General features: G+C 39.5%; 11 protein-coding genes. All 11 read right to left on the bottom strand.

What is annotated here, in order from left to right; all coding sequences use genetic code 11:
* The 11 genes from rsmD to accD all read right to left on the bottom strand — a co-directional run bounded on the left by rsmD (position 1) and on the right by accD (position 12,175).
* Entirely contained in the window at positions 1 to 555 is a 555-nt protein-coding gene (rsmD, locus tag RU93_RS00795; RefSeq protein WP_071873710.1) for a 16S rRNA (guanine(966)-N(2))-methyltransferase RsmD, read from the bottom strand.
* Positions 556 to 674: 119 nt separating this feature from the next.
* Positions 675 to 1,010 (bottom strand): YlbG family protein, encoded by a 336-nt coding sequence (locus RU93_RS00790; protein WP_071873709.1) that lies wholly within the window; start codon positions 1,008 to 1,010, stop codon positions 675 to 677.
* Positions 1,003 to 1,428, bottom strand: a complete 426-nt coding sequence (locus RU93_RS00785) for a YlbF/YmcA family competence regulator (RefSeq protein WP_071873708.1) — start codon at positions 1,426 to 1,428, stop codon at positions 1,003 to 1,005. The genes RU93_RS00790 and RU93_RS00785 overlap by 8 nt, the downstream gene beginning before the upstream one ends.
* The gene (locus tag RU93_RS00780; protein ID WP_071873707.1) at positions 1,425 to 2,549 is read right to left on the bottom strand and encodes a CAP-associated domain-containing protein; all 1,125 of its coding nucleotides are present in this window, start codon (positions 2,547 to 2,549) and stop codon (positions 1,425 to 1,427) included. The genes RU93_RS00785 and RU93_RS00780 overlap by 4 nt, the downstream gene beginning before the upstream one ends.
* Positions 2,550 to 2,582: 33 nt before the next feature.
* Positions 2,583 to 6,014 (bottom strand): pyruvate carboxylase, encoded by a 3,432-nt coding sequence (locus tag RU93_RS00775; protein ID WP_071873706.1) that lies wholly within the window; start codon positions 6,012 to 6,014, stop codon positions 2,583 to 2,585.
* A gap of 21 nt (positions 6,015 to 6,035) precedes the next feature.
* A complete protein-coding gene (locus RU93_RS00770) occupies positions 6,036 to 7,196 on the bottom strand; it encodes an FtsW/RodA/SpoVE family cell cycle protein (protein WP_071873705.1) in 1,161 nt (386 codons plus the stop codon).
* A gap of 2 nt (positions 7,197 to 7,198) precedes the next feature.
* Positions 7,199 to 7,498: a DUF1507 family protein gene (locus tag RU93_RS00765; protein WP_071873704.1), complete on the bottom strand. Its 300-nt coding sequence runs from the start codon at positions 7,496 to 7,498 to the stop codon at positions 7,199 to 7,201.
* Between the two features lie 459 nt (positions 7,499 to 7,957).
* Positions 7,958 to 9,787, bottom strand: a complete 1,830-nt coding sequence (gene typA / locus RU93_RS00760) for a translational GTPase TypA (RefSeq protein WP_071873703.1) — start codon at positions 9,785 to 9,787, stop codon at positions 7,958 to 7,960.
* Between the two features lie 106 nt (positions 9,788 to 9,893).
* Positions 9,894 to 10,418 carry an acyl-CoA thioesterase gene (locus tag RU93_RS00755; protein WP_071873702.1) on the bottom strand — a complete coding sequence of 175 codons (525 nt, stop codon included), beginning with the start codon at positions 10,416 to 10,418 and terminating at the stop codon, positions 9,894 to 9,896.
* A gap of 106 nt (positions 10,419 to 10,524) precedes the next feature.
* Positions 10,525 to 11,310 (bottom strand): acetyl-CoA carboxylase carboxyl transferase subunit alpha, encoded by a 786-nt coding sequence (locus RU93_RS00750; RefSeq protein WP_071873701.1) that lies wholly within the window; start codon positions 11,308 to 11,310, stop codon positions 10,525 to 10,527.
* Entirely contained in the window at positions 11,303 to 12,175 is an 873-nt protein-coding gene (gene accD / locus RU93_RS00745; RefSeq protein ID WP_071873700.1) for an acetyl-CoA carboxylase, carboxyltransferase subunit beta, read from the bottom strand. The genes RU93_RS00750 and accD overlap by 8 nt, the downstream gene beginning before the upstream one ends.
* Position 12,176: the final 1 nt, after the last annotated feature.

The raw sequence follows: 12,176 nt of genomic DNA, 5'->3' as shown, positions 1-12,176 counted from the left end.
TTATTCCTCGTTTCTATAAATGGTCACAGCAGAAAAACCATAGACTTGATGACGGGTTTGCTGTAACGTTCCGATTGTTTCGGGCAAGATAACTTTTTTATCCGTTTCACAGACGATTCGCGCATCTTTTGTTAAGAGTCCTAGTTTCAGCATTTGAGTGAGTTGATCGACGATTGCTTGGTCAGCATACGGCGGATCTAAAAACACAAGATCAAAGACGTTTTGCTCAGCTGCAAATCGATGCAGCAACTTATTTGCATCGCCTTTAATTGCAGCGAATTTATTTGGTTCTTTCGTAATCGCAATGTTTTCTTGAATGACTTTGATTGCTTGGTAATGACGGTCCACACATATCGCATAGTCCATCCCTCTTGAGACAGCTTCAATCGCTAAACTTCCACTGCCTGAAAAAAGATCAAGCACCGTACCACCATCAAAATACGGGCCAATCATATTAAAAATCGATTCTTTTACTTTATCACTCGTGGGTCTTGTATTGTCACCATTCAGACTTTTTAATTTTCGACCACGATAATTACCAGATATTACGCGCATATTTTCACTCCTACAGAAATAAACCACTTTTTCTTCTTAAACAGTATAGCGATGACAAAATTTCGAGCATCTACTCCGCTGTTGCTAAGAGGAAAAAGTGGTATTTATCTTTTATTCACTTACAGATGTTCGGCTAAGCGGATTTCAGGTATTTGTACATCACTTTCAAAATCAGGTTCATCTTCCTCTTGAAAAGCAGCTTTCGTGCCAATTTTATCCGCAAAATTCATTTCGATATCTGGTCGATGAGAAACATCTACTTCCCGGACAAAATGAAGTTTATTGATTTTTTCAAGTGTCGCTTCGACATCTTCCTCGTTGACATACAGTACAACATATTTCATTTTACTAGAAACAAAATGAATTAATCCAAAACGACGTAAATTTTTTAATTGTCGTAAACTATAGACCCAAACGATTAACCCTCTTCTTTTTTGTATCACAAACTCATCCATGATGACAACCTCCCCCACAACTTGATTTTGATTCAAAAAATGGATTCCCAGTATTGACAATCACTTTCTCTGAAAAAGTTGCAGCAACTTTTAAAATAATTTCATCTAAAATCCCTTGCAGTTGCGTTTCACTTAAGCGAAACTCCGCAACTTTCGGATGCAAATCTAAGGCTCGTTTCGTCTTTCTCAACGCACGTTGGCGCTCCCGATAATCTGGCGCATGTTTTCCGTAAGCACTGATTTTGTCAAATGCTTCTTTTTTGAGAGTGAAATCTTGACGGAGGGTTGCAACTTCTTGATCTTGATACATGTCGATTTTATTAAGAATGTACTGTTGAAAAGAATTACTTTCAATCAGTCGCTCAACCACTCGTTGAACTTGATCTTCTATCGCAAAAAAATGATCATTATATATCAAGGCTGCTCACTACTTTCTGTCGGTTGATTGATTTCTTGAAATAAGACTAACATATTTTCTTTCGAAAAGGCAACACCAATTGCTTCGGACTCATCATAAAAAAGGCGGGATACGAGGTAAGGGTTACTATACCAAGATAATAGCGTAAAAATCGGATCATAAACTGGCATTTCAAAATGAGCAAATGTCTTCTCTTCATCCAGTTCTTCGACTAACGTTCGCACCTCTTGATTCGTGAGTACCCAATTTTGATTCAATTCTTGCCGCTGGATTCGTTGAAACGAACGCAAACGTTCGGTTGAAAGGTAATCTTCCTGATTAATTAAAAAGTCTGTCAAGAGCGCTTGGGTTTCTCGTTGCAAAGCAAGTGAAGTTGAATAGGCAGGAAAATCATAACTTCGTCTGAGTTGTTGCATTAAGTAACGACTCGTTTCACTTTTCTGATCATCAATAGTAATCCAATCAGCCGCCTTTTCCGCCACAAAAAATTGTGGTTGACCCTCTGTTAGCACATACGGCGCAAGCTTTAACAATGTTTCCGTATCTAAATACATCAAACTATAAAGACCACTCCGTTTGTCTTGATGATCAAAAAATAAAATGGCATAACTACCATTATCAAAAGCGACAAGTGGACGATAATTAATATCATCTTCCATCAATTCCAAACTATAGGTTTCTCCGCCATATTCAACACTTACAATCGGTGAAATAACCGTATAGGTCGTCAACTCTTCTAAGCTCATCTGATACTCAAAAGGGCCAATATCCATCGAGGTTTCTCCCAGCACTTTAATACTGGTGATTCGTTGATCGATCGTTGTAACTTCCATAAAGGCATCTGCATCCATTCGAAATTGATGACTGAAAAAACCAAATCCTGAATCGGTTACTGATTGCGCTTCTCCGTAGAGAGTGGTAAAAGCTTTCATCGGTTGTCCAATCCACTGCGCAATTCCTTGCGTTGGGATTGATTCAAGATTTAAAGAGGTAGGCGGTGGACTTTGTAGCGGGAGTTCTTGTCCATCATTCGGACTTATTTGATAAGACCAAATAGGTTCCATATAAACAATCACCAAACTGATTAGGAACAATCCGAAAAACAATAGTCCTCGTCGCATCAAGTTACGCGCCTCCTCTTCTTTCATTTTTTACTATTTTTCTTTTACTTCCATTAATAAATCACCTGAAGCAATTGGTTCCCCAGCTGACACATGGATGCGTTCAACGACGCCATCAAAACGAGCTTCAATCGCAGTCTCCATCTTCATCGCTTCCGTCACAAGTAGCGTTTCGCCACGTTTTACTTTATCCCCTTTGCTTACAAGGACTTCTAGCACAGAGCCTGACATGGTTGCTCCAATATGTTCTTTATTCGTCGGTTCTGCTTTGCGTTTCGCTTGAACCTGACTCTTAATTGAACTATCTTTGACTAACACTTCACGACGTTGACCATTTAAGTTAAAGAAGACGTTTCGGTTTCCTTCAATATCGGGTTCACCAATCTCATCTAAGCGAATAATTAATACTTTTCCTTTTTCGATTTCAACATCGATTCGCTCACCTAAACGCATTCCATAAAAGAATGTTGGTGTATCGAGTACTTTGACATCAGCAAAGCTTTCATACGCTTTGCGGTACGTTAAGAAGACTTCAGGGTACATTAAGTAACTTAACACTTCTTCTTTCTTCGGTTCATAGCCAATTAAATCGGTTAGTTCTTGTTTCACTTCTTCAAAGTCGATTGGCGCTGCTAGTGACCCAGGACGGACAGTATATGCTTCACGATCTTTTAAAATAATTTTTTGTAATTTCTCTGGGAAGCCACCAACTGGTTGACCTAAATCGCCACGGAATAAGCTAATCACGGAATCAGGGAAACTCATTTCATGTCCACGCGCATAAATATCTTCTTCAGTAATATCATTTTGTACCATAAAGAGTGCCATATCGCCGACAACTTTAGAAGAAGGCGTTACCTTCACAATATCACCAAACATCATATTCACTTCGCGGTACATATTTTTAATCTCATCCCAACGCTCGCCTAAACCAACTGCTTTGGCTTGTTGTTGCAAGTTCGAGTATTGACCACCTGGCATTTCATGTAAGTACACTTCTGTTTGTGGCGCATTTAAGCCATTTTCAAAAGGTGCGTAGTATTGACGAACATCTTCCCAATAATGATTCAATTTTTGAACTTTTTTAATGTCAACATCTGGAACACGATTTCCATTAACGAGTGCAAAATACAAACTACTTAAGCTTGGTTGACTCGTGTTACTACTCATCGCACTCATCGCCACGTCGACGATATCGACACCAGCTGTTACAGCTGCTGAATACGTAATAATCCCATTACCACTTGTATCGTGTGTATGTAAATGAATTGGAATATCAATCGCAGACTTCAATTCGCTGATTAAACGATAAGATGCTTGAGGCATTAATAATCCCGCCATATCTTTAATCGCAATCGTGTGAGCTCCTAGTGCTTGTAATTCTTTTGCCATATCGATGTAATATTGCACATTATATTTCGCACGACTTGGATCATTAATATCACCAGTATAACAAATCGCCGCTTCTGCAATCTTACCGGCATCACGAACCGCTTGAATACTTTTTTCCATTTGAGGAATCCAGTTTAAGCTATCGAAAATACGGAAAACGTCAATTCCTTGACTTGCTGCTTCATTAATAAATTCCACAATCACGTTATCTGGATAATTAGAATAACCAACCGCATTTGAACCACGGAATAACATTTGTAGTAACGTATTTGGCATTTTTTTACGTAGTAGTCGTAATCTTTCCCATGGATCTTCTGTTAGGAAGCGATAAGAGACATCAAACGTTGCGCCGCCCCACATTTCGCTTGAGAAAAGTTGTGGAATCGCTTGTTCTGTTTGAGTCGCAATTTTCGCAAAGTCCGTTGTCCGGACACGAGTTGCTAAAATACTTTGATGCGCGTCCCGGAATGTCGTATCCGTCAATAAGACATTTTTTTGTTCTTTAATCCACTCCGTTACTGCATCCGCACCTTTTGTATCTAAAATATTTTTAGCCGTCACGATAGAAGTCGGTAACGTCTCTAACACTTTTGGTACACGAGGTAAATCAAAATGTTTCTTGCGTTGTTTTTCGATACCCGGGAAGCCATTTACCGTAATCTCAGCAATATATTTCATCGTTTTGTTTCCGCGGTCTCTCGTCCGGGGGAACTCAAATAACTCAGGAGTCGTATCAATAAAGGTCGTTGCTGCATTTCCTGAACGGAATGTCGGATGTTTCACCACGTTACGCATAAACGGAATATTCGTTTCAACACCACGAATTCGGAATTCTTTTAAGCAACGTTCCATTTTACCAATGGCTTGTTCAAAGGTTGCGCCGTGCGTACATACTTTTACTAAGAGGGAATCAAAGTAAGGAGTAACGACTGCACCTGCGTAAGCATTTCCGACGTCTAATCGAACGCCAAAACCACCTGGTGAACGGTATGTATCAATTTTTCCAGTGTCTGGCATAAATTGATTTAAGGGGTCTTCCGTTGTGATCCGGCATTGAATTGCTGAACCTTCAAACGTTAATTGATCTTGTGTTGGAATCCCGATTTCTTTATGTAAGTCTTTGCCTTGCGCAATTAAAATTTGGCTTGTCACAATATCGATATCCGTAATCATTTCTGTGATGGTATGCTCTACTTGAACACGAGGATTTACTTCAATAAAGTAAAATTGATCGCCTTCAACTAAGAATTCTACCGTTCCAGCATTCACGTAACCAACATGACGCATTAATTGAACTGCCGCGTTACAAATTTCTGCACGTTGGTCATCGTCCATTGAAATACAAGGGGCAACTTCCACGACTTTTTGGTGACGACGTTGAACAGAACAATCACGTTCAAACAAATGAATCACATTACCATGAGCATCTCCTAAAATTTGAACTTCAATATGTTTTGGTTGCGCAATATATTTTTCAACATAGACTTCATCGCTACCAAAAGCGGCTTTTGCTTCACTTTTCGCTCGTTCGTAACCTTCTCTTGCTTCTTCTTCATTGTGGGCCACACGCATTCCACGTCCGCCACCACCAAGAGCCGCTTTAATCATAATCGGATAACCTGATTGATTCGCAAATGCTAAAATATCATCAACTGTTTCGATTGGATCTTCGGAACCCGGAATCGATTGGATGCCCGCTGCAATTGCCGCTTCTTTCGCTTTGATTTTGTCGCCGAAAATATCTAAATGATACGGTGTTGGACCGATGAAGATAATGCCTTCTTCTTCACAACGTTTAGCAAATTCTAAATTTTCTGATAGAAAACCGTAACCCGGGTGAATCGCTTCTGCCCCTGATTCTTTGGCAATTCGAATAATATCTTCAATATCTAAATAAGCATCAATCGGGCGTTTTCCTTTACCAACAACATACGCCTCATCTGCTTTAAAACGATGCACAGAATATTCATCTTCTTGTGCGTACACCGCTACTGTTTTAATATTTAACTCTGAACACGCTCGAAAGACTCGTGTTGCAATTTCTCCTCGGTTTGCGACTAATACTTTTTTCATCTAACCACTCCTCTTTTATCTTTAAATCAATTGATATTGTTTTCTTCTTTCATCCGCGCTGATATTTAATACAAAGCCGATACAAATCGAAAACATCAATAAGCTTGATCCACCCTGACTAATAAATGGGAACGTAATCCCCGTCAATGGAATGATTCCAGTAATGCCTCCTAAATTAACGAAGACTGAAACTAAAAATAATACGCCAATACCCAAACACATCATGCTATTAAACGGGTCATTTGCTCGTATGCCAATCAACAAAATACGGGCAATTAAATAAAAAAGCAGACCTAAAATAGCGATGGCGGCAATTAAACCTAACTCTTCCACGACAATTGCAAAAGCAAAATCGGTATGAGCAAACTTTAAAAAGCCATTTTTTTGAATACTGTTTCCTAAGCCACGTCCGAATAACCCGCCATTGAACATTGCGTAGTATCCTTGAATAAGCTGATGACCTAAATCATACTCATACTCAAAAGGATTACGGAAGGCCGCAAAGCGATCTGCAACGTGACCTGGGACTAACGCTTTCCCAATACCATTGACAAACCAAACTACAACCACACTACCTACCACGGATAGTGCACCTGTTAGGATAGTTAAGCGGAAATTGACACCACTTGTTAAAAGAACGACCATCACCAACAAAACGATAATCGCTGCATTCCCATAATCGGGGTAGATTCCTAATAGAATAATTTGAAACACGATAGCAGCAAGAGAACCTTTAATCGTATGAAACAATTGTCCCTCGTGCACATTGTTTTGATTATTAGACAAAATAACAGCTAAAAACCAAACAACAATGATTTTTAAAAACTCGGCTGGTTGAATCGTACCAACTCCGGGAATGGGAATCCATCCCCAGCTACCATTCACCTTATTAAAGAAAAAAGCAAGGATTAACAGCACGGTAATGATAACCATCGCCGTTATGACTAAACTTTTTTGCTTAATGAAATTTAATTTCATTTTATAAATAATCGTAATGACAATTAAACTGACAATCCAAAAGGCTAACTGCGAAATGGCACTCTTCGCCGTGTTTTCACCTATTACAAGTTGGACATAGGTCGTCGTACTATAGACCATCATCAGCCCGATGACACTAAGAATCAAGTAAGGAATTAAGATTCCTAAATCTAATAAATGATGCTTTTTTAGTTTCCCTGGCAAGGCTAAACCTCCTTACCTATTTCTTTTTCTTTTCTTTCGGAAAAGACTTCGTGATACATCCTGTCCAAATCACGTTCTAAATCACTCAATAATTGTTGACCTTCGGTATTTGTAATGGCTTCTAGAGAGATTGCAAAGGCAATCTGACGCGACAAACCATACATTTGCGTATCAACAACTTCTTCAAAAGCTTTACAGTGAGCGATACAAAGCGTATTTTTTTGATTTTTAATCAAAAGACGAATCCGATTTGCTTCTTCCTCGAGGATCGACCTCGCCTTATTTTCGGAAGATGATGTCATTTCAATACCCTCCTTTTATCTATTCGTTTCATTATTATAGCACAAACTTTTTGTTTATTCCTTGGAACTTTTCAAGAAAAATGATTTTTATCATTCGTGAAACAAAGATAAAATATGAAACAAATTTTTGCGTAATTACTAAATCTCGTTTTTCGAAAAGCTTGTCTATCAACCTTTCACTTAATTCTAAAAGAAGTTACCCACAAAAAAAGCGGAATGCTTCTTTTTCGCTATCGATTTCCCTCAAAAAACCGTGATGTTTCGCCCAGGCTAAAGCCGAACATTGCAAGCTCGTATCACTTGTTTTTTGTTTCATTCTTTCGTGATGATTGAAGACAACTTATCTACTAAGTAAATAATGACACATTCGCTTTCAATCATCACCAAAAAAGGCCTATAAAAAAGGAGAAAACCCTTGTGAGGTTCTCTCCTTTTTTATTTATTAAAGCATCAACTAGTTTATTCTGATTTTTTCTTTTTCTTCGTTGCTTTTTCACGTTCCGCTTTGTTTAAGATTTGTTTACGTAAACGGATGTTTTGTGGTGTTACTTCACAGTACTCATCTTCGTTTAAGAACTCTAATGATTCTTCTAACGTTAAACGACGTGGTTTTTTGATAACTGATGTTTGGTCTTTATTTGCTGAACGAACGTTCGACATTTGTTTCGCTTTTGTAATGTTAACAGTTAAGTCATTCTCACGAGAGTGTTCCCCAACGATCATGCCTTCGTACACTTCTGTTGTTGGCTCCACAAAAATGGTTCCACGTTCTTCAATACTCATAATAGAATATGTTGTCGCTTTACCAGTGTCAATCGATACTAAAGCTCCTTGACGACGTCCGCCTAATTGTTGTTGGATCATCGGTAAATATTGATCGAACGTGTGGTGGAAAATACCATAACCACGTGTCAATGATAAGAACTCTGTCGTATAACCGATTAAGCCACGAGCTGGCGCTAAGAAAATAATCCGTACTTGACCGTTTCCTGTATTAATCATATCTTGCATTTCTGCTTTACGATTTCCTAAAGATTCAATAACCGAACCTAAGTATTCTTCTGGCGTATCGATTTGAACACGTTCAAATGGTTCACATTTCACGCCATCAATTTCACGTTGAATCACTTCTGGACGAGAAACTTGTAATTCATAACCTTCACGACGCATGTTTTCAATTAAAATAGATAAGTGAAGTTCACCACGACCAGAAACAATCCAAGAATCCGGACCGATTGGTTCAATGCGTAGAGAAACGTCTGTTTGCAATTCTGCCATTAAACGATCTTCAATTTTACGAGACGTTACGAATTTTCCTTCACGACCAGCAAATGGTGAGTTATTAATAAGGAATGTCATTTGTAGTGTTGGTTCGTCAATATGTAAGATTGGAAGTGCTTCCTGATGGTCAGCCGGTGTAACGGTTTCCCCAACGAAGATATCTTCCATTCCTGAAACGGCAATTAAATCCCCTGCACTCGCTTCTTGAATTTCGACACGGTCGAATCCTAAGAAACCAAGTAATTTTGTGACGCGGAAGTTTTTCACAGTTCCGTCAAGTTTAATTAATGACACTTGATCGCCGACACGAATAGTTCCACGGAAAACGCGACCAATTCCGATACGACCAACGTAGTCATTATAATCAAGTAATGATACTTGGAATTGTAATGGCTCGTCGCTATTATCAATAGGCGCTGGGATATGTTCTAAAATAGTATCAAACACATGGCTCATTGTTTTTTCTTGGTCTTCTGGGTTATCAGATAAACTAGATGTACCGTTTAAAGCAGACGCATAAATCACTGGGAAATCTAATTGATCGTCTTCAGCACCTAGTTCGATAAATAATTCTAATACTTCATCGACAACATGAGCCGGACGCGCAGACGGTTTATCAATCTTATTGATAACGACGATTGGCGTAACTCCTTGTTCCAATGCTTTTTTTAATACGAAACGGGTTTGTGGCATTGTACCTTCATAAGAATCGACGACTAAAATAACACCGTCAACCATTTTCATGATTCGTTCAACTTCTCCACCAAAATCGGCATGTCCAGGGGTATCTAAGATATTAATACGAGCATCTTTATAGTCCACGGCGGTGTTTTTCGCTAAAATGGTAATTCCACGCTCTTGTTCAAGCGCGTTTGAATCCATTGATTTCGCTTCCCCGCGTTTATTTGCTAAATCTGATTGATTTAACAATTCATCCACGAGTGTTGTTTTTCCATGGTCTACGTGGGCAATAATCGCAACGTTGCGAAGGTTATTTCTGTATTTCAATTAAGTTTGCTCCTTTTTTCTTTTGGCATTACATTCGACGAGTAATTATAACAAAAAAACTTTCTGAAATATAGTGAAAAGTTTTCAAATTTGAAAAAAAAACAGATTATCCCCACGGAAGATCAACTGAAAGCCCTTCCGACAGTTTTTTATGTGCTTCTCTTTCGATTAATCGGTGTTTGCGACGTTCTTCATAACCGGCACAAACATTCATTTCTTCTTCTGTTTCTGGTAGGACTTGTGGTAGCACAAAGATTTTTTCTTCATTCATATGGGATGCAATTGCCACAAACGTCATAAAACTCGTTGCGGCCAAATAACGTTCTCCTGTAACGAGGTTTTCGCCAATGACTTTGACGAAGACTTCCATTGATTTGCGATGCACTCCCGAAATATAGGTCTCAATACACACGGAATGATTCGAATGAAGGGGTTTTAAAAAATTCAATTGATCTAATGAAGCAGTCACCGCACCTCTGCGACAATGACGACTCACAGAAATCGATGCAGCATCATCGATTAACGTCATTAATTTTCCACCAAATAAAAAGCCAAAAGGATTTAAATCAAACGGGAAAATCCGGTGTGTTTGAATGACTCTTGAGTCGCGACAAAATTTTACCTCTGTCATCTTATCTCTCCTCCAACGATTATTTAGAGCGCTACATTTTATAATAAGCATTATAAAAACAGTAGTCAAGGAAAAACGTACGTCTTTGCCTTGACTACTGTTTACTTTAATATTTTCTAAAACGTTGGTATCTGGCTTCCAGGAGTTCCGGAAGCTCTTTACTGGAAAGTTCCTTCAACTTATAAATCAGATCAGCCTTCAAGCGTTTCACGATGGCTGCTTGCGTCAAGGGCTCGCCACGGAACGTCTCAGGAATGACACGTTCAATGACGCCCAATTCTTTTAATTCACGTGCCGTGATTTTCATCAACTCAGCAGCTTCTACACTTCGACTACCGTCTTTCCATAAAATAGAAGCAAAGCCTTCAGGTGATAAAATCGCGTAAATGGAGTGTTCTAACATCCACACTTCATCGCCCAAAGCTAAGGCTAAGGCGCCACCACTACCGCCTTCTCCAATAATAATCGCAATAATTGGCACTTTCAAATCGGACATTTCGAGGAGATTTTTCGCGATTGCTTCACCCTCGCCACGTTCTTCTGCGCCAATCCCACAAAATGCGCCGGCTGTATTGATAAACGTGATGACAGGCCGCTGAAACTTCTCTGCTTGTTTCATTAAGCGTAACGCCTTACGATACCCTTCCGGATGCGGTGAACCAAAGTTACGCCGTAAATTTTCGGGCAAATTCCGTCCTTTTTGAATCCCAATCACCGTCACGGGTTTATTGTCTAATAATGCGACGCCTCCAACGACAGCCTCATCGTCAGAAAATAAGCGATCACCATGAAATTCCTGGTACTCATCAAATATTTTTTCAAAATAATCCAAGGCAGTCAACCGATCCTTTGAACGCGCGATTTGAACAATTTCATGTGCTGTTCTAGTCATGATTTTTCCACCCTTTCATTGTGTGTATGTTGATTAGATCTAAAATCCGTTGTCGCAACTGGGTTCTAGGTACGATTTGATCGACAAAGCCATGTTCGAGTAAAAATTCCGCTTTTTGAAAGTCTTCTGGCAACTCTTGCTTAATCGTTTGTTCAATGACACGACGTCCGGCAAAACCGATTAATGCTTGCGGTTCAGCCAAAATAATATCGCCTTCCATCGCAAAACTAGCTGTCACACCGCCTGTTGTCGGATCCGTTAAGACCGTCAAATAAAACAAACCAGCTTGGTGATGACGTTTGACCGCCGCCGAGATTTTCGCCATTTGCATCAATGAAAAAATCCCTTCTTGCATCCGAGCCCCACCGGAAGCCGTAAAAATCACGACCGGTAGTTGTTGTTCGAGTGCTTTTTCAAAAAGACGCGTAATTTTTTCACCCACGATGGTTCCCATGCTTCCCATAATGAAATGTGAATCCATAATACCAAGCGCAATCGCGTGACTGCCAATCGTCGCTTCCCCCGTCAAAACAGCTTCGTGTAACCCTGTTTTTTCTTGCATCTGACTTACTTTCTCTAAGTAACCAGGGAAGTCTAATGGATCCTTTGTCTGAATATCCGTGTCCCATTCTGTAAAACTATTGTCATCCACCGTCAAGGCGAGTCGTTCCCGTGCCGTAATGCGAAAATTATAGCCACAGTTTGGACAAATCTTTTCAGCACCCATTTCTTTGGTGTACAAGGTATGTTTACAACTCGGACATTTCGCCCACATGTCATCCGGAACGAATGGCCCTTCTGTCGGTGTTTCATCGCGATTTGGACGAATTCGGATATAGTTTTTTTTCTTTTTAAATAAAGCCATA

The sequence above is a fragment of the Enterococcus aquimarinus genome, assembly GCF_001885765.1.
Classification (GTDB): domain Bacteria; phylum Bacillota; class Bacilli; order Lactobacillales; family Enterococcaceae; genus Enterococcus_I; species Enterococcus_I aquimarinus.
Note: the sequence above shows the minus strand (reverse complement) of the source record. Positions and strands in the feature narration are given on the sequence as shown.